Here is an 18351-nt window from a genome sequence, read left to right as displayed (position 1 = left end):
TTATGAAAGCGATTAAATGGTTAATGACCGGCGTATTGGCGCTCAGCCTCACGGCCTGTGCCAGCTATTATCCGGTTGCCGTGGATGTGCAGCCCACCGTTGATGCTCAAGGCGGCGTATATCGCGGCCAAGCGGTCAGCTTAAGCAGCCAAGATAAGCGTAAGAATGACTACATCATTCAGATTGAGCAAAATAATAAAGCACCTGTAGTGGTGGGCGCCAGTAACAACATTAAAGTGCAAATGGAGCAAGCCCTCGCCCAAGGTTTTAGCAACCAAGGCGCCTTTATTGAACAAGGCTCTCCAACCCAAATCCAGCTGGAATTGGAAGAAGTATTGGCCCGCGTGATCCGCGGTCACATCAGCTATGACGTGGTGCAGCAGTTGCGCATGAAACTGGTGTTAAAGCGTGATGGTCGCACCATTACTAAGCAGTATCGTCGCAGTGCCCAAGCCGAGTTTCCGGGTCGCTTGCACCCAGAGCTAGATAAAGTGAAAGACGCCGTTAACGAACAATTGAGTTTAATGCTCAAAGACATGCTAAACGATCGTGACGTGCAGCAATTTATTGGAGCTCAATAATGAAATCGGTAATGTTATTTGCTGCCAGCTTGCTGGCAGCTACCTCGGCATGGGCCGGCCCCAAGGTCGAATTAGTCACCAATATGGGCACCATGCAGGTGGAGTTAAACGAAGCGGCCGCTCCGGCCACCGTAGCCAATTTTTTACGCTACGTGGATGATGGCAGCTATGAAGGCAGTATTTTTCACCGCTTGATCCCAGGCTTTATGGTGCAAGGCGGCGGCTTTGATACCAATTATCAGCCGCTCCCAACCTACAGTCCTGTGGTGAATGAGTCGAACAACGGCCTGAAAAACGTCACCGGCAGCATTGCCATGGCGCGCACCCAAGATCCTAATAGTGCGACTCGCCAGTTCTACATCAACTTTAACGATAACCACTCCCTTAATGGCGGCCGCGCCGCCGGTTATACGGTGTTTGGTCAGCTAACCTTGGGCGAAGAAGTGTTAGAGAAGATGGCCAAGGTGCCCACCGGCATGAACTTAACCATGCGGGCCCGCGATGTGCCTAAGCAAGATATCATACTGCAAAGCGTGCGCCGTTTAGACCCAGACGCCGCAGACTCTGGTAGCAAGACCGCTCAGGCTTATGCCACCGCACCTGTTGCAACAGTAGTCAAAAAGTAAACGATGACGCCAATTAACAGCGACACCAAACCCAGCTGGGCTCAGCAACTCGCGCTTTATACCGAGCGGCGCGTGCTGACCTTGTTGGCACTGGGCTTTTCTTCCGGCTTACCGATACTGCTGGTGTTTGGCACGCTGTCATTTTGGTTACGCGAAGCCGGTGTGAGCCGTACTAGCATTGGCTTTTTTAGCTGGGTGGCCTTGGCGTACGGCATAAAAGTGCTGTGGGCGCCCTTGGTGGACCGGTTTCGACTGCCCCTTCTGGCGCGCCTGATGGGCCGCCGACGTAGCTGGATGCTGCTGTCACAGCTTATTATTATGGTCGCATTGGCGGGCATGGCCTATTCAGATCCGCAAACTCAGCTGGTGCAGTTAGCGCTGTTTGCCTTGAGCGTGGCTTTAGCATCGGCAACCCAAGATATTGTGATTGATGCCTATCGCATAGAAGCAGCACCGGTGCGCTTACAAGGCGCACTGGCCGCCGCTTATATGATGGGTTATCGCTTAGGCATGATCATGGCCGGCGCCGGCGCTTTAGCCATGGCCGCATGGGCAGGCTCTGACTTAGGCTATGATCCTCTGGGCTGGCAAACCGCGTATCTGTGCATGGCCGGCTTTATGCTAGTGGGCGTGCTCACCTGCCTGTTATTACATGAGCCAGATGTGGACTTGCGCAACCAAGCCAGCAGCCAAGCTTTGCATCGTGAGCAATTAATTGCGGCGGGCCGTTCACCGCGCGCCGCTAGTGCATTGTCGTTTATGTACAGCGCTTTGGTGGCGCCCTTTCTCGACTTCTTTACCCGCTTTGGTAAGCAAGCGCTAATTATTTTGGCGCTGATTGCCTGCTATCGGATATCCGATGTGGTGATGGGGGTGATGGCTAATCCGTTTTACGTGGACATGGGCTTTAGCAAATCACAAATTGCCACCGTAACTAAAGTGTATGGCGTCATCATGACGCTGGTGGGGGCGGCTTTGGGTGGGGTATTAGTCAGCCGCTTTGGCACTACACGCATTCTGATGTTGGGCGCCGTGTTAGCAGCCACCACTAACTTAATGTTTGCGCTAATGACTCAATTTGGCCCGAATGTGCAGCTGTTAACGGTGATTATCTCGCTGGATAACCTCAGTGCTGGTATTGCCACCGCGGCTTTTATTACTTATTTGTCTAGCCTGACTAATGTGGCGTTTTCTGCCACTCAGTATGCGCTGTTCAGCTCCATTATGATGTTGTTCCCTAAATTTTTGGCCGGTTTTTCCGGTGTGGCCGTGGATGCCTTTGGTTACGCACCCTTCTTTATCGCCACCGCCGTGATTGGCCTGCCGGTGCTGTGGCTGATCTGGCGGGTGGATAAGGCGGTGCCGAGCGCCGAGCACCAAGCGCCCAGCTAATAAAATGCTGAATTGTGAATGTTGAATTTTAAATAAAAAAATACCAGCCAAAAGCTGGTATTTTTTATGACGGGCTAGTTGCATGTTTTGGATTTATCTTTCCCTTTTATCCTTCACTCTTCACGCTCAAAGATTAATCGCGAAAGTTATTAAACTGCAGCGGTTGCTCTTGTTCTGAGCCGCGCAGTAACGCCATGACTTGCTGTAGATCATCACGCTTTTTGCCAGTGATACGTAGCTGCTCACCCTGAATAGACGCCTGCACCTTAATTTTACTGTCCTTGATCTGCTTGACCAGCGTCTTAGCAAGCGCCGTCTCGATACCTTGTTTGAACCCCATTTCCTGAATATGGCGTTTACCTGAGCGCACTATGCTTCCCGGATCCAATACCTTGGTATCTATGCCTCGCTTAATCAAGGCTCCCCGCAGTATGTCTCGCATCTGTTGTAACTGAAACTCAGCGTCAGCACTCAGTTTTACCTTCTCATCTTTCAGCTCAAAGTTGGCTTCAACACCACGAAAGTCAAAACGGGTTTCCAATTCGCGGTTGGCATTCTCGACCGCATTACGTACTTCATTCATCTCTACTTCAGACACAACATCAAAAGACGGCATGCTGGCTCCTTTAAACGGTTTTATTAATCGACAGCGATAAAAAAATACACTGGCAACAATGAAATTTCACAGCTAACGTATATGATTAACTACATACACGCATAATAACAAAATTTAGGGAATAGAGTGATGACGGAATGGACCATTCTTGGAGCCGGGGCTCTAGGCTGTGTTATCGCGGGCCAACTCCACCAAAAAGGTGAACGAGTTGGCTTTATGCTTTCTGAGCGTCATCGGGGTCACTTTCATCCAAATTTGGATTTAATTACACTTAGTGGCCGCCATCAGCTTATTCAAAGCCAACCTCGCTTTCCTGAACACGCACGCAAAGTAGAATGCTTAATGGTGTTCACCAAAGCTTATCATGTGCTCGGCGCCCTTAAAGAGCTGCAGCATTTACCTAAAAGCACCCCGATTATTTTATTTAACAATGGCATGGGCTTAACCGAGCAAGTTAAAGAGTTAATGCCTGATAACCCCTTACTAGTAGGCGTTTGTAGCCACGGCGCCATGAAAGAGCAAGACTGGCTAGTACGCCATACGGGCAAAGGCGAGACTTGGTTAGGCGCCTTAAATGAAGCCGGTAAAGAATGGACCCATTTGCTTAAGCCTTTAGCTGCATCTTTAGGCCATTGTGAATGGAGTGACGATATAGCCTTGCACCAACGCCATAAGCTGGCCGTGAATGCGGTTATCAATCCACTCACCGCTTATAACAATATTAGCAATGGTCAATTAGTTGAGCCCAGATTCCATGATGTGCTGGAGCAACTGACCGACGAAGTTTATCAAGTGATAGCCCGCTTAAACGGCAGTGACGCCGAGTCTAAAGACGCATTTCGTCGCCGCTTGCAGCAAGTGATCGAAGAAACGGCCATTAACTACTCTTCAATGCAGCAAGATTTAGCCAATGGCCGTAAAACTGAAATTGATTACATTACGGGATTTATTCTCAAGCACGCAGACGGCATACCGGTACCGGTAAGCCAGCAGTTGTATGACGAGATCAAACGCCGCGAAGCGTAAGGCCGTAAACGGCAATGTTGAATGGTTAATTTTAATGCTTAATTAATCCTTAACACTGTGCAGTGACCATAAAAAACGCCATCCGATTAAGGATGGCGTTTTTGTTTTCGATGTCTTTATAAGCCGTATAGGGTTAGCAGGGTAGACATCGCAAAGCAAGAACTTTGCTGCATCAGAACCTGCGGCGCAGGTTTTCGCGGCTAAAGCACGCGACTACATTCGTGCAGTATGCTGGGGCATTTTTTCACTTACCGCTTACAGCTTTGTGTTAGGGCTTATACACCTTCACATTATCAAAGCCTTGCTCTTTTAAGTGAATGGCCTGCAAACGGCTCATTACGCCGCGATCACAATATAAGAGATAGGTTTTGCTGGCGTCTAACTCACTAAACTGAGTCGAGAGCTTAAAGAAAGGTATCACCTTTATTTCACGGCCAACCACGCTTAATGGGGCCGCTTCTTCTTCTTCTGGGGGCGAATATCTAAGATCACTTCATTAGGCTCGCCATCACCCACACTGGCGGTAAACTCCACCTCGGGCAGCACTCGTTTATGCTCAAGTTCGCGTATATCTTCCACGAAGGCGGCGTCAATGGCGTTCTCAAGCACACTAAAATCAAAGTTATTTTCAGCCTCGGTTACCCGGCCCAGTTTGGCTTTAATGGTGGGGCTATTAGAAATAACGCCGCAATATTCAGGCATCTTTTCAGCATAAGAGGCAGTACCAATCTGGCGCGCGATATTGATAATATCTTGCTTATCAGAGGCCACTAACGGGCGCATGATCAACATATCGGTGACTCGGTCAATCACATTTAAGTTGGTCACGGTTTGGCTGGATACTTGGCCCATGGCCTCACCGGTAACCAGCGCATTAATGGCCAGCTTTTCTGCCACGACTGCTCCAGCACGCATCATCATGCGCTTGAGGATCACGCCCATATAACCGTTTTCGACTTTTTCTAGGATCTCACCAACCACCCCCTCAAAGGGCACCGAAATAAACTTCACCCGGTGCGAGGAGCCATACTTTTTCCACAGGTAGTAAGTCACCTCGCGCACGCCCGCTTCATGCTCAGGGCCGCCGAGGTTAAAGAAGCAGTAATGCACGCGGCTGCCGCGCTTAATAAATTGATACGAAGACACACCCGAGTCATAACCGCCTGATATCAGGCTAAGCACGCTTTCTTGAGTGGCGATGGGATAACCGCCTAAGCCTGCGTATTGCTGATTGACTAAGTACAAACGCTCGCCTTCCAGCTCAAGATTCACTTGAATGTCTGGATTTTTCAATTTCACACCAGCGGTATTACAGCGCTGGTTTAAGCCGCCGCCCACATAACGCTCTACGTCTAGCGAGCTAAAGACTTGCTGACCGCGACGTTTTGCGCGCACACAAAAGGTTTTGCCTTCCAGCAAGCTACCAAACGCCAGTTCGGCGTGAGTTAAAATCTCATCGAGTGTGGTAACGGTATGCTCTTGTACTTCTAAAAAGGACTGTATGCCGGGCACACACGCCAAAATATCAATCATGGCTTGGCGATGCTCATCAAGCTGACTGCGCACAATCAACTTGTCCCATTCCGAGCGAATTTTGACGTTTTCATCCAGGTGTTTAACCACATTACGAATGTTGCCTTGTAACAATTTGCACATGCGCTGGCGCACCGAACGACTCTTGATGGTGATTTCTGGATGAAGCTTGATAATAAATTTCATAAATTCGACGCGCCTAGCACTGGATAAAAAGACAGATAAAACAACAAAAATAAAGAAGTACATAAAACAAAAGCCCGACATTATACATACTTCTGACGAGATTTTGTGCAAAAAAGTACCAAAGTGGTGATGCGAGACTCGCGGCTTTTGAGAGCGCCAATTTATTCGCCACTGTTTATCCAGCACTATCTGGTGTCGAGCTTGGCGTTATGGTCACTACTCCTCACTCTTTACCCCTCACGCCTTACCGTCTTGTTAACGCGGCGCGGATAAATCCATTGGCGGTGTAAACTTAGGCTTACCTTGAGAAATAGTAATCTCTACGCGGCGATTGCGGCGGCGGTTTTCGCCGGTGTCATTTTCCGCTAAAGGTCGTGTACCCGCCATGCCCATCACCACCATGCGCTCTTCGTTAAAGCCGTCCACTTTCAGCAACTGATCGGCCACCGCCAGCGCACGCTGGGAAGACAATTCCCAGTTAGAGCGAAATAGTTCATTACTGCTGCGAATATCATCCGTGTGACCAGACACTAAAATTTCACCGGGAATATCTTTGATTAAACCGCCAATTTTTCGCACCACAGGCCAAAACTGCGGCTGCAAAAACGCCGATCCTGAAGAAAAAGAAGCATTTTCTTTAATGCGGATCACCACCTGCTGCCCCAGCGCTTCTATTTCAATGGCGTCTTGTTCTATAGATTCACTAAGCTCTGCGGCCAGCTCTTGGGCCAGTACCATAGTTTGTTGATCCACTTGCGGCGAGTCCAGTTGCTCCGAACCATCTTGATTACCGGTTTCACGGCTTTGGCCCGCGGCACTGTCAGACTCACCAGGCTGAAAGTCCAGCTCTGCTTGAGTGGAGTCTGTGGTGTGCTGCATGATCACATCAATGGGGGTGGGCTGGGGTTGGCCGGGGCGAAACTCCAGTGCGATCACCGAAGTCCCCTTAGGGATTTCTGCTACTTCTAACTGGTTTTGCACCCCAAACGCGTACTTCATGCTGCCCGCGACTTGCTTGAACTTCACCACGTCCATTTCAGCAAAGGCGAGCAACAGCACGAAAAAGCTCATCAATATAGTCGCTAAATCCGCAAAGGTCGCCATCCAAGCGGGGGCTCCGGCGGCGGCCTTTTTACACTTTTTGGCCACTATTCCTCCTTCGTCCGCTTATTATCGGCCAAATAGTTTTCTAGCAACCCCTGCAATACACGAGGGTTTTGGCCATCTTGTATGCCTAATACCGCATCTAAAATAAGCGTGCGGTTCAAGCGCTCTTCTTCTGAGCGCAGTTCGAGCTTGTCGGCAATGGGCAGTGCTAGCATGTTGGCCAACATGGCGCCGTATAAGGTAGTGAGCAAAGCAATGGCCATCGCCGGACCAATGGCTTTAGGGTCGTCCATGTTAGCCAACATGGCCACCAAGCCAATCAGGGTGCCAATCATGCCCATGGCCGGTGCCACATCACCCAGCGAGCGAAATATTTTTGCGCCTTGCTCTTGGCGTTCGGCGTTGAGGTCGATGTCTTTTTCCAGTGCTTGTTTCACCACGTTTTGCTCGTGGCCATCCACCAGCATATCCACGGCTTTTTGTAAGAAGGGATTGGTAATCTCTGCCTCTTCCAATGCTAAAAAGCCGCCTTTACGGGCCGAGTCGGCCAGCACTACTACCCGCTCAATCAAGTCTTCTGGTTTTTCTAGCTTAAACAGAAAAGCTTTAGCCGCGACTTTAGCCGCCCCTAGAAACTGCCCCAAATTAAACTTCATCATCACCACGAACAAGGAGCCGACGAACACAATAAAAAACGACGGCACATCCGCATACATGCCTAGGCTGCCCCCTAGGATCATGGCCATGCCCACAAAGGCTAATCCACCGATTAATCCGATAATCGTTGCTAAATCCAAAGCAAGGCCCTCATGGCTGATTAAAAAATAATAAAGTCATAATGTTGACTGAAAAAATAGGTGTCAATCTTACCTTGTTACGCACCGTTTTGTCGCCATTGGTGTTATCGGCAGCTGGGCACCTTATTTAAGCGTTTATCGTGGCTCAACCGACACTTATCTATAATTTTCGCCAAAAGCCGAACGGCAATGGTACTATTGCCCCTTATTTTGCCGTTTAATCACTGAGGATGCCCGTGGCTACTAAAAAACCTGAAAACATGGATTTTGAAAGCGCCCTCGCAGAACTGGAAAGTCTGGTCAATCAGCTAGAAGAAGGTGATCTGAGTTTGGAACAATCGCTAAAATCGTTTGAGCGAGGCGTACAGCTTGTGCGCGCAGGTCAACAGCGTTTGAGCCAAGCCGAGCAGCAAGTACAAATCTTATTGCAGCAAGATACCGAGCAGCTCACCCCTTTTGCTAACCTCCCAGAGGCGCAGTAAGGTGGCAACGAGCCAACTGCAAGAGCAGTATCAAGCGCGCACCGCCGCCGTGCTCAGCCAAGCAATAGCTAAGCTCGGGCCACTCGCGCCTGAGCTTAAAGCCGCCATGGAGTACGGTTTACTGCAAGGCGGTAAGCGCGTGCGCCCTTTGTTGGTGTATGCCAGTGGTGATTTATTAGCTCAAGGCGATGTATTAAGTCAGCCAAGCTCGTTGCCAGAACCCAATCATGCGGCTCTGGATGCGGCGGCGGCGGCCGTGGAATGCATTCATGCTTACTCTTTGATCCATGACGACTTACCGGCCATGGACAATGATGATTTGCGCCGTGGTAAGCCAACCGTACATATTGCCTTTGATGAGGCCACCGCCATTTTAGCCGGTGACGCCCTGCAATCCTTGGCGTTTGAGTTGCTCAGCCAAGCTAATTTGGGCTTAACTGCCGAGCGTCAATTACGCATGGTCCAAGAGCTCGCCGTGGCTGCTGGCTATCATGGCATGTGTGGCGGCCAAGCCCTTGATATACAATATGAAGGCCAAGCCATTAACCGCGCGGCGCTGGAGCAATTGCATCGTCATAAAACCGGCGCCTTGATACGTTGCGCCGTTCGCTTAGGCGCGCTCTGTGTGACAGATATGCAAGAGGCACATTTGAGTGCTCTCAGCGAGTATGCACAGGCCATTGGGCTCGCTTTTCAAGTACAAGACGATATTTTGGATATTACCGCCGACACCGTAACCCTAGGTAAAACTCAAGGTAAAGATGTGCTGCAGCAAAAAAGTACCTATCCTGCCCTATTGGGCCTAGAAGGTGCGCGCAATCTTGCCGAGCAGTTATTGGACCAAGCCTTGGCGTCACTGGCTGATATCCCCTACCCTACTCAAACACTGGAAGCATTCGCTCACTATATCGTGAACCGCGATTTTTAGAGTGAGGACAACAATAAGCTTATGAGTCTGAATATTGCCGATTATCCGCTCTTGGCCTTGGCGAACTTGCCCGATGAGCTACGCAGCCTACCCCAAGACCGACTGCCCGCCTTGTGCGCGGAGTTACGATCTTACCTATTACACTCGGTAAGCAGCAGCAGTGGCCATCTGGCCTCTGGTCTGGGCGTGGTGGAGCTCACCGTCGCCTTGCACTATGTCTATAACACGCCCTTTGATCGTTTGGTGTGGGATGTGGGCCATCAGGCCTACCCCCATAAAATTCTCACCGGACGCCGGGAGCGTTTGCCCAGTATTCGCCAGCTCCAAGGCTTGCATCCGTTTCCGTGGCGCGAAGAAAGTGAGTACGACACCTTAAGTGTCGGCCACTCCAGCACCAGCATTAGTGCCGCCCTCGGCATGGCCATTGCCGCCGATCAAGAACAGCAAGGTCGTAAAGTGGCCGCCATTATTGGCGATGGTGCCATTACCGCTGGTATGGCGTTTGAGGCGCTTAATCACGCGGGTGATATTCATAAAGATATGCTGGTTATTTTAAATGATAACGAGATGTCGATTTCTGAAAACGTCGGCGCGCTCAATAATCATTTAGCGCGCATTATGTCCGGCTCTTTGTACAGCACACTGCGTGAGGGCGGCAAAAAAGCATTGGAAATATTGCCCCCACTTAAAGCGCTGGCCAAGCGCACCGAAGAACACCTCAAAGGCATGGTGATCCCCGGTACCTTATTTGAAGAATTTGGTTTTAATTACGTAGGCCCCATCGACGGTCACGATATTACGACCCTCGTAGAAACGCTGCGCAATATGCGCAAGCTCAAAGGTCCGCAGTTTTTACATATCATGACGCGCAAGGGCAAAGGCTACTTACCCGCCGAACAAGACCCAATTGGTTATCATGGCGTACCTAAGTTTGATCCCGCCCAAGATTTCTTGCCTAAGGCGGTGGCCACCAGCCCCAGCTACTCGAAAATATTCGGTGATTGGCTGTGTGATATGGCAAGCACCTGCCCTAAGCTGATGGCCATTACACCGGCTATGCGTGAAGGCTCAGGCTTGGTGCGTTATTCAAAAGAATACCCTCAGCGTTACTTTGATGTGGCCATTGCCGAACAGCATGCGGTAACACTTGCAGCTGGCATGGCCATCGAGGGCAAAAAACCGGTAGTCGCTATTTACTCGACCTTTTTACAGCGCGGTTACGACCAATTAATTCACGATGTGGCGCTGCAAAACTTAGACGTCTTGTTTGCCATCGACCGCGCCGGCATAGTGGGTGCCGATGGGCCGACCCATCAGGGCGCCTACGATTTAAGCTTTATGCGCACCATTCCAAATATGGTGATCATGACGCCCAGTGATGAAAACGAGTGTCGACAAATGCTCTACACCGGCTACCAACATCTGGGCCCAGCGGCGGTACGTTACCCGCGTGGCACAGGTCCGGGTGTGGATATCCAACAACCAATGACGGCACTTGAGATAGGTAAAGGTCGTATTATTCGCCAAGCCAATCAAGGTAAGAGTGAAGGAAAGAGTGAGAGCAAAGGCATAGCCCTGCTTAACTTTGGCACCTTGCTCGCCGAGGCCGAACTCGCCGCCGAGCAGCTAGACGCCACCTTAGTCGATATGCGCTTTGTGAAGCCGCTCGATGAAACCTTGCTGTTATCGCTGTTGGATAAGCATGACTTGCTGGTCACCATAGAAGAGAACGCCATTATGGGCGGTGCAGGTTCGGCGGTAAATGAATGCCTAATGCGTCATAAGAAATTGGTGCCTGTCTTAAACTTAGGTTTGCCCGATTATTTTATCGAGCAAGGTAGTCAGCAACAAATACTGGCTAAATTAGGCTTAAACGCCGAAGGTATGCTGACCTCAATTAACGAGTACCAAGCCCGCTAGATAATAAAAACCGCCAAGGCGTTACAGTACGCCTTGGCTATGCCAAGCCTGTCTCTCGTAAGATGGGGGTTAAATCTCAAAACCAAAACCGTGCCTCATACTCTTTACCTACAACATTCCACCTACAAAAGACGTGTCTTGTAGCCGCCAATTTATTCGGCGGGCCAGCGTAGCTGGATTGGGGTTTAAATCTCAAAACCAAAACAAAACCGTGGCGAATAAATTGCCACCTACAAAAAATCGTCTCTTGTAGCCCGCAACTTGTTCGCGGGGCCTGCGAAGCAGGATGGTTTTAAGATTTACGCCTGCGGCCTAATGCGAGAACAAGTGTTCGCCTACAACACCCGATGCTTCTTGTAGCTCGCCGCCCATCAGCTAGCTACCTAGCCACTTAACTATTTTGTTACCAGCCACCCTGTTCGCCAAGAACTCAAGATCCAGAAAAATGCCGCTAAATGTGTTAATATGTCGCTAATTTACATAATTCATGTACAGATCCTCACGTTTATTCTCCTCTGCTTGTGACTGCTATTTTTCATTTAGGGAGTTATTATGACTACGCCCGTGCGCGTTCGTTATCAAACCATTGAGATTGGCCATAAAGACATTCACTTGTGTACGCTCCGCGACAATCAACAATTTAGTGACCCTAAAGGCGAAGCCGAAGCATTAGGTATTTGCGATACCTCTTGGCCTTTATTTGGGGTGGTCTGGCCCTCAAGCTTAGTGCTAGCCAACCATATGTTAGATTACGACATTAAAGATAAACGTATCTTAGAGGTAGGGTGTGGCATTGGCTTATCGAGCATAGTGCTTAATCAACGTCATGCGAATATTACTGCTACCGACTACCACCCTAAAGTAGAGTACTTCCTCGATAGAAACACCCTACTTAATAACAATAAAGCCATCAACTTTGAGCGCGTAGACTGGAATGATGAGCAGAGTAAGCTCGGCCATTTTGACTTAATTATTGGCAGCGATTTATTATACGAAGACCAACATGTGCCTTTATTAGCGCGCTTTATTGATCGTCATGCCAGCCCCGACTGTAAGGTGATCTTAGTGGATCCGGGTCGCGGCAGAAGAAATAAAATTAGTAATAAGATGCTTAAATTTGGCTTTAATAGCCGTCACATTAAGCCGTTGCACACCGACTATTTAGAGCAGCCCTTTAAAGGTCATATCATGAAGTTCTCGCGCACTCAGTAAGTGTTTGCTAACGCATAAAAAAGGCGCTGTGTATTTCACCGCGCCTTTTTTTAATCCTAGCCGTTCATTAATTTCAATTAGCTCTAATCAAGCAGGGGTTAGTGAGGCACATCGCTCAATGAAATGCTTAATGCATGAGCAATGCCCGCACCGTAAGCTGCGTCGGCTTTTAAGCAATGGCCAATATGGCGGATCTTAATCTCGCGTGGAGCATCATTAATAGATCGCGCCGTATTATCAAACAATACCTGTTGCTGAGCAGGCGTCATCAAACGAAATAAAGCACCGGGTTGTGAGTAATAATCCGTGTCTTCTCGATGATCCCAATGACCCGCTGCACCTGAGAGCGCCAGCGGCGGCTCACTAAAGTCCGGCTGCTCTTGCCATTCACCATAACTGTTCGGCTCATAAGCCAGTGTGCTGCCGTGATTACCGTCTACGCGCATGGCACCGTCTCTGTGATAGCTGTGCACTGGGCAACGCGGCGCATTTACGGGAATTTGCTGATGGTTCACCCCTAAACGATAACGCTGGGCGTCACCATAAGAGAACAAACGCCCTTGCAGCATTTTATCCGGTGAGAAGCTGATGCCTGGCACTATGTTGGCGGGGTTAAACGCTGCCTGCTCTATTTCGGCAAAATAGTTATCGGGGTTTTTGTTCAGCTCAAATACGCCCACTTCATGCAGCGGGTAATCTTTATGCGGCCACACCTTTGTTAAATCAAAAGGGTGATAAGGCACGCTTTCGGCCTCAAGCTCTGGCATCACTTGTACCAAGAGTGTCCACTTAGGGAAGTCGCCATTCTCTAGGCTGTTATACAAATCAGCTTGATGGCTTTCACGGTCTTTACCAATCAAGGCCTCAGCTTCGGCGTCCGTCAGGTTCTTAATGCCCTGCTCGCATCTAAAGTGAAACTTCACCCAATAACGCTCATTATTATCGTTAATAAAGCTAAAGGTATGACTGCCAAAACCATGCATATGGCGATAACTGGCGGGAATGCCACGGTCACTCATGACGATGGTCACTTGATGGAGTGCTTCGGGCAGCGAGGTCCAAAAGTCCCAGTTATTTTTAGCGCTGCGCAAATTAGTACGCGGATCGCGCTTTACCGCGTGATTAAGATCTGGGAATTTCAGTGGGTCGCGCAGAAAAAATACCGGTGTGTTATTGCCTACTAAGTCCCAGTTACCTTGTTCGGTATAAAACTTTAAGGAGAAACCACGAATATCCCGCTCTGCATCGGCGGCACCGCGCTCACCGGCCACGGTAGAAAAGCGAGCCAACAATGGCGTTTGTTTACCCACTTCTGAGAATATCTTGGCCTTAGTGTATTTGGTAATATCATGGGTGACGGTAAAAGTGCCATAGGCGCCGGAGCCTTTGGCGTGCATACGTCGCTCTGGGATTACCTCCCGATCAAAATGAGCCAGCTTTTCTAAAAACCAGACATCTTGTAATAACTGTGGCCCACGGGGACCCGCCGTCATCACGTTTTGGTTGTCGGCCACGGGGCAGCCAGCGTTAGTGGTTAACTTCTTTTTATCCGTCATGAAACCTTTCCTCGTTAATAAATATGCTATTCGGGGAATATACGGTGATGGATTTCGCTCTTTAAGCACCCATTAGTGGTGTTTGAATACCCAGCTCCACAATTTATAGCCTATGGTAAATCCCAGCCAAAGCACGGCCACCGCGCACAGCACAGTTAATAAGTAGCTTAAGCCTATGGGCAAACCCAAACCCCAAGCAAAGAAAAATGCGCCCCTTGTAAGGCTTCAACAGGCATCTGAATAAGCGGCGCACTGGTACCACCCGCCAACACAGATATAAAGCCCGCCAATCCTAGCAAGGCCATGCAGGCGCCGAATATAACCGCCTTATTCATCTCCTCTCCTCTTACAGGCTCAACTGAGCTTATCTTAAAGCTGCCGTTACCGTGACCCGCTCCATCACAGATTAGTCAAAATGTATGACGCTAATATTGTTTTTCAGGCATAAAAAAACCGCTGCCGAGGCAGCGGTTTTAACTTTAGACCTAAATCTTAAGCGAGTTTATTTCTTGGCTTCAGCCGCTTTACGCTCGGCAACCTGAGCAACAACCTTTTCAGAGATGTTGTTCGGGCAAGCTGCGTAGTGTGAGAACTCCATAGAGAACTGACCACGACCAGAAGTCATAGTACGCAGGTGACCAATGTAGCCAAACATTTCAGACAGAGGTACGTCTGCCTTGATGCGCACACCGGTCACACCAGCAGCTTGATCTTTGATCATGCCGCGACGACGGTTCAAGTCACCAATAACGTCACCTACGTGATCTTCAGGAGTGAACACGTCAACTTTCATCACCGGCTCAAGCAACTGTGGCTTAGCTTTAGCGATAGACTGACGGAACGCGCCTTTAGCAGCGATTTCAAACGCAATGGCTGAGGAGTCAACCGCGTGGAAAGCACCATCGATCAGGTCGAATTCAACGTCCAACACAGGGAAACCAGCGATGGTACCTGTGTTCATCATGCTGCCGAAACCTTTCTCGATTGCAGGCCAGAATTCTTTAGGAACGTTACCGCCCACTACAGAAGACTTAAACACGAAGCCAGTGTTCTGCTCACCAGGACGGATCTTATAGTCAATTTTACCGTACTGACCTGAACCACCAGACTGCTTCTTGTGCGTGTAGCTGTCTTCAACTTCAGCAGTAATGGTTTCGCGGTAAGCAACCTGTGGCTCACCAACAACCAGCTCAACGCCGTAGGTACGCTTCAAGATGTCAACTTTGATGTCCAGGTGCAATTCGCCCATGCCTTTCAGAATGGTTTCGCCTGAATCAATGTCAGTTTCTACGCGGAAAGTAGGATCTTCAGCAATCATTTTACCGATAGCCACACCCATTTTCTCAGAACCGTTCTTATCTTTAGGCGCTACTGCGATAGAGATAACTGGCTCAGGGAACACCATGGCTTCCAGAGTACAAGGGTGCTTAGGATCACACAGAGTGTGACCAGTTTGTACGTTCTTCATGCCTACGATAGCGATGATGTCACCGGCTTGTGCAGAGTCCAGTTCTTTACGCTCATCAGCATGCATTTCAACCATGCGGCCAACACGTTCAGTTTTACCGGTGAAGCTGTTCAGGATGGTGTCACCCTTCTTCAGACGACCGGTGTACAGACGTACGAAGGTCAGGGCACCGAAACGGTCATCCATCACTTTAAAGGCCAACGCTTTCAAAGGCAGACTAGGGTCAACGATAGCGAATTCGCCAGTTTCAACGCCTTCTTCGTCGGTCAACGGCTGTGGATCAACTTCTAATGGGTTAGGCAGGTAATCTACTACTGCGTCCAAAATCAGCTGCATACCTTTGTTTTTAAAGGCAGAACCACAGTAAGTAGGGAACAAGGCCATAGTACGAGTACCCTTACGGATACAACGCTTCAGCTCGTCGATAGAAGGCTCAGTACCTTCCATGTAGGCTTCCATCAAGTCGTCGTCTTGTTCAACGGCGCTTTCTACCAGCATTTCGCGGTATTCTTCAACTTCGTCAACCATGTCGGCTGGCACGTCTTCGACTGTGTAAGCTTCTGGATCACCAGAGTTGTCCCAGATGTAAGCTTTACGAGTCAGCAGGTCTACCACACCCTTAAACTCGTCTTCACGACCAATTGGCAACACCATGATGATTGGGTTTGCAGCCAACACGTCACGAGTCTGCTGTACTACACGCAAGAAGTCAGCACCAACGCGGTCTAACTTGTTTACGAAGATAATACGCGCTACTTCTGAGTCGTTCGCATAACGCCAGTTAGTTTCTGACTGAGGCTCAACACCGCCTGAACCACAGAATACACCGATGCCGCCGTCCAATACTTTCAGTGAACGGTAAACTTCAACGGTGAAGTCAACGTGTCCTGGAGTATCGATAACGTTAAAACGGTGATCTTTCCAGAAGCAACTAACAGCTGCAGACTGGATGGTAATTCCGCGCTCAGCTTCTTGGTCCATGAAGTCAGTGGTGGATTCGCCATCGTGGGTTTCACCCGCTTTGTGAATACGGCCAGTAAGTTTGAGGATACGCTCAGTAGTGGTGGTTTTACCCGCATCAACGTGTGCGAAAATACCAATGTTTCTGTATTTGGATAATTCGGTCATGATTCAACTTTAAATGATGAGTTTAAGAAGTAGACGGAGCATCCAAAATTCACTGACACACCGACACAGTTTTTAGGTCGCATATTATGAATGAAAAGCTAACGGTGCGCAAATGAGAAGACAAGATAACGCACGATTTTTAAGCGATCTCACCACAAATGTATAGGAATCAAAAGGCTATATACCTAGTTGAGTACGCTTTTTGGCGAAAATAGGCCTCTAAATAGAGTGTGTGGAAACATAGCTATCAGCGTCAACAATGCGGGTTATACGGACTAATACTTCCACATGTCCTTGTAGCCCGCAACTTGTTCGCGGGGCCTGCGAAGCAGGATGGTTTTTAGATTTACGCCTGCGGCCTAATGCGCGAAAAAGCCTACGACAAAACAATCCATGTTAGTTCCGCGGCATTACTTATATGCCTAGTTGCGCCGCTAACAGATAGATACCCGCGATCACCAACAGCGACATCAGGCCTAAATAGCTTAAATTCCAACGCATTAAGGCAAACGAGTCCACACCATAGCGGCCTTGAAAGGCCAGATTAATACCCGATAAAGGGCCGGTGGCCGTGCCGAGAGCCCAAGAAGACAGAAACACCAAAGACAGCAAGGTGTGATCCGGGTTGAGTGGCGACCACAAACTCGCGGCCAAAGCGATACAGACAATAGGGTGAATGCCGAGTAAAGCCAGCAGTACGGTACATACATAAGTGACACTGGCGGCCAAGGGCCCAAAGTGGCTGAATGGCAACTGCCAATTGGCGCTAAGCAGCACACTCTCCAAGCCATAGGCCAAGATGCCCGCTGCCAAAAACAGCGCCAGTTCGTTACCCATTTGTGGCAAACGCCCGTTCACTAACTGTTTAATCGCGCTATAAGGCGAACCACGCTTGAGCAGCACTAGGCTGAGACTAAACAGCGGCGCCAGCAGAGTAATGATCGCCAAAATAGACAGATCAGGCAGCAGTTTATGCAGCAGCAGTACCGATATGGCCAGTAACGAGGGCAACAACAAGGCACTCAAGTGCAGCGGATAGCCGACAAAATCTGCGACGGGCGCCTTTGGATAGGTATGATTTGAAGAAGGCTCAGACTCAATAGCTAGCGAGGCATCAGTCTTAGGCTGGCGCGCTAATTGCCAATAAGTCAGCCCCAACGCTAAGCCCGCCAGCGGTATGCTCACCAGCCATAATTGAGTTAATTTCGCGTTAGGTGCCACACTCAAGGCCACCCCCATGGCGGCAAAAAACGGTGACCACAAAGCCGCGGCGCTAAATCCGCGCACCAAGACGATAGACTGCTCACGGCTAAGCCGAACGCGTTGTGCCAAGCGGTCACCGATAATAAACACCGACGATAAGTTAATTACGGCGCCAAATACATGGATGGCCGCCAACGTAGAGGCCAAGGCGCCCCGCCCCTGCGGCAACGGCTTATCTTGCTCATTAGCAGGCCGACTCACCAAACTTAAAAAGCTCACCGCCACTAACATAGATAAAATACTGACGTTACTGCTCAGCAAGCGTGACCATTCAAACTCACCGCCTAAGCCAATACTCACCATTAAGCAGCTCACCCCCACTAACAGCAATAACCCCGCTTGCAGGCGATTACGCGATGACAATCCCGGCCACAATAAGGCCGCGGCCAACCAATAAGCCAACCCCGCCCCACTCACAGCAATGGGCAGCCCCATTAAGTTGGCACTCACCAGCAGCATGCCAAGTAAAATCAACAGCCCCGCCAGCGGGCGGCGAGCAATAAAAAAATAAGCGAGCAAGGGAAGTCCTT

The 18351-nt window shown here is 49.5% G+C and carries 15 protein-coding genes and 1 pseudogene; 8 read left to right on the top strand and 8 right to left on the bottom strand.

Annotated features, from left to right (window positions below; translation table 11 throughout):
- Positions 1-2 precede the first annotated feature (2 nt).
- The 3 genes from CBP31_RS11930 to CBP31_RS11920 are packed head-to-tail and all read left to right on the top strand — an operon-like array spanning position 3 to position 2599.
- Entirely contained in the window at positions 3-581 is a 579-nt protein-coding gene (locus CBP31_RS11930; RefSeq protein WP_087037557.1) for a YajG family lipoprotein, read from the top strand.
- Positions 581-1207, top strand: coding sequence for a peptidylprolyl isomerase (locus CBP31_RS11925; protein ID WP_087037555.1), 627 nt, complete (start codon positions 581-583; stop codon positions 1205-1207). The genes CBP31_RS11930 and CBP31_RS11925 overlap by 1 nt, the downstream gene beginning before the upstream one ends.
- 3 nt (positions 1208-1210) lie before the next feature.
- The gene (locus CBP31_RS11920) at positions 1211-2599 is read left to right on the top strand and encodes an AmpG family muropeptide MFS transporter (protein ID WP_087037553.1); all 1389 of its coding nucleotides are present in this window, start codon (positions 1211-1213) and stop codon (positions 2597-2599) included.
- Between the two features lie 133 nt (positions 2600-2732).
- On the opposite strand, the gene CBP31_RS11915 is transcribed toward CBP31_RS11920, so the two are convergent.
- Positions 2733-3215 carry a YajQ family cyclic di-GMP-binding protein gene (locus tag CBP31_RS11915; protein WP_087037551.1) on the bottom strand — a complete coding sequence of 161 codons (483 nt, stop codon included), beginning with the start codon at positions 3213-3215 and terminating at the stop codon, positions 2733-2735.
- A 129-nt stretch (positions 3216-3344) separates the two neighbouring features.
- Here CBP31_RS11915 and CBP31_RS11910 point away from each other — a divergent pair, with 129 nt between their 5' ends.
- Positions 3345-4241 (top strand): ketopantoate reductase family protein, encoded by an 897-nt coding sequence (locus CBP31_RS11910; protein WP_087037549.1) that lies wholly within the window; start codon positions 3345-3347, stop codon positions 4239-4241.
- A gap of 268 nt (positions 4242-4509) precedes the next feature.
- On the opposite strand, the pseudogene thiI reads toward CBP31_RS11910, so the two are convergent.
- The 3 genes and pseudogenes from thiI to pomA form a co-directional block, all read right to left on the bottom strand.
- A pseudogene (gene thiI, locus CBP31_RS11905) lies at positions 4510-5960 on the bottom strand (tRNA uracil 4-sulfurtransferase ThiI).
- A 255-nt stretch (positions 5961-6215) separates the two neighbouring features.
- A complete protein-coding gene (locus CBP31_RS11900) occupies positions 6216-7109 on the bottom strand; it encodes a flagellar motor protein MotB (RefSeq protein WP_087037548.1) in 894 nt (297 codons plus the stop codon).
- Entirely contained in the window at positions 7109-7864 is a 756-nt protein-coding gene (gene pomA, locus CBP31_RS11895) for a flagellar motor protein PomA (RefSeq protein WP_087037545.1), read from the bottom strand. The genes CBP31_RS11900 and pomA overlap by 1 nt, the downstream gene beginning before the upstream one ends.
- Positions 7865-8100: 236 nt before the next feature.
- Here pomA and xseB point away from each other — a divergent pair, with 236 nt between their 5' ends.
- The 4 genes from xseB (at position 8101) to CBP31_RS11875 (ending at position 12406) form a co-directional block, all read left to right on the top strand.
- Positions 8101-8346, top strand: a complete 246-nt coding sequence (gene xseB, locus CBP31_RS11890) for an exodeoxyribonuclease VII small subunit (protein WP_161492519.1) — start codon at positions 8101-8103, stop codon at positions 8344-8346.
- A gap of 1 nt (position 8347) precedes the next feature.
- The gene (ispA, locus tag CBP31_RS11885; RefSeq protein ID WP_087037541.1) at positions 8348-9274 is read left to right on the top strand and encodes a (2E,6E)-farnesyl diphosphate synthase; all 927 of its coding nucleotides are present in this window, start codon (positions 8348-8350) and stop codon (positions 9272-9274) included.
- Positions 9275-9295: 21 nt separating this feature from the next.
- On the top strand, positions 9296-11194 hold the full coding sequence (dxs, locus tag CBP31_RS11880; protein WP_087037539.1) for a 1-deoxy-D-xylulose-5-phosphate synthase: 1899 nt from the start codon (positions 9296-9298) through the stop codon (positions 11192-11194).
- A 552-nt stretch (positions 11195-11746) separates the two neighbouring features.
- On the top strand, positions 11747-12406 hold the full coding sequence (locus tag CBP31_RS11875) for a class I SAM-dependent methyltransferase (RefSeq protein ID WP_087037537.1): 660 nt from the start codon (positions 11747-11749) through the stop codon (positions 12404-12406).
- Positions 12407-12504: 98 nt separating this feature from the next.
- On the opposite strand, the gene CBP31_RS11870 is transcribed toward CBP31_RS11875, so the two are convergent.
- The 4 genes from CBP31_RS11870 to CBP31_RS11860 form a co-directional block, all read right to left on the bottom strand.
- Positions 12505-13962: a catalase gene (locus CBP31_RS11870; protein WP_087037535.1), complete on the bottom strand. Its 1458-nt coding sequence runs from the start codon at positions 13960-13962 to the stop codon at positions 12505-12507.
- 173 nt (positions 13963-14135) lie between these two features.
- On the bottom strand, positions 14136-14297 hold the full coding sequence (locus CBP31_RS15610) for a hypothetical protein (RefSeq protein ID WP_161492518.1): 162 nt from the start codon (positions 14295-14297) through the stop codon (positions 14136-14138).
- Between the two features lie 167 nt (positions 14298-14464).
- Positions 14465-16558 carry an elongation factor G gene (gene fusA / locus CBP31_RS11865; RefSeq protein WP_087037533.1) on the bottom strand — a complete coding sequence of 698 codons (2094 nt, stop codon included), beginning with the start codon at positions 16556-16558 and terminating at the stop codon, positions 14465-14467.
- A 414-nt stretch (positions 16559-16972) separates the two neighbouring features.
- Positions 16973-18340 (bottom strand): hypothetical protein, encoded by a 1368-nt coding sequence (locus tag CBP31_RS11860; RefSeq protein ID WP_087037530.1) that lies wholly within the window; start codon positions 18338-18340, stop codon positions 16973-16975.
- Positions 18341-18351 lie beyond the last annotated feature (11 nt).

Origin of the sequence: Oceanisphaera profunda (assembly GCF_002157895.1) — a bacterium.
Lineage (GTDB): Bacteria > Pseudomonadota > Gammaproteobacteria > Enterobacterales > Aeromonadaceae > Oceanimonas > Oceanimonas profunda.
The sequence above is the reverse complement of the archived record's forward strand: the minus strand, read 5'-3'. Positions and strand labels throughout refer to the sequence as shown.

Excerpts from the sequence above, each read along its gene's own strand:
- CBP31_RS15610 (WP_161492518.1), bottom strand. The coding sequence starts at position 14,297 with ATGAATAAGGCGGTTATATTCGGCGCCTGCATGGCCTTGCTAGGATTG.
- CBP31_RS11870 (WP_087037535.1), bottom strand. The coding sequence starts at position 13,962 with ATGACGGATAAAAAGAAGTTAACCACTAACGCTGGCTGCCCCGTGGCC.
- fusA (WP_087037533.1), bottom strand. The coding sequence starts at position 16,558 with ATGACCGAATTATCCAAATACAGAAACATTGGTATTTTCGCACACGTT.
- CBP31_RS11915 (WP_087037551.1), bottom strand. The coding sequence starts at position 3,215 with ATGCCGTCTTTTGATGTTGTGTCTGAAGTAGAGATGAATGAAGTACGT.
- CBP31_RS11910 (WP_087037549.1), top strand. The coding sequence starts at position 3,345 with ATGACGGAATGGACCATTCTTGGAGCCGGGGCTCTAGGCTGTGTTATC.
- CBP31_RS11875 (WP_087037537.1), top strand. The coding sequence starts at position 11,747 with ATGACTACGCCCGTGCGCGTTCGTTATCAAACCATTGAGATTGGCCAT.
- CBP31_RS11930 (WP_087037557.1), top strand. The coding sequence starts at position 3 with ATGAAAGCGATTAAATGGTTAATGACCGGCGTATTGGCGCTCAGCCTC.
- dxs (WP_087037539.1), top strand. The coding sequence starts at position 9,296 with ATGAGTCTGAATATTGCCGATTATCCGCTCTTGGCCTTGGCGAACTTG.
- CBP31_RS11925 (WP_087037555.1), top strand. The coding sequence starts at position 581 with ATGAAATCGGTAATGTTATTTGCTGCCAGCTTGCTGGCAGCTACCTCG.
- CBP31_RS11920 (WP_087037553.1), top strand. The coding sequence starts at position 1,211 with ATGACGCCAATTAACAGCGACACCAAACCCAGCTGGGCTCAGCAACTC.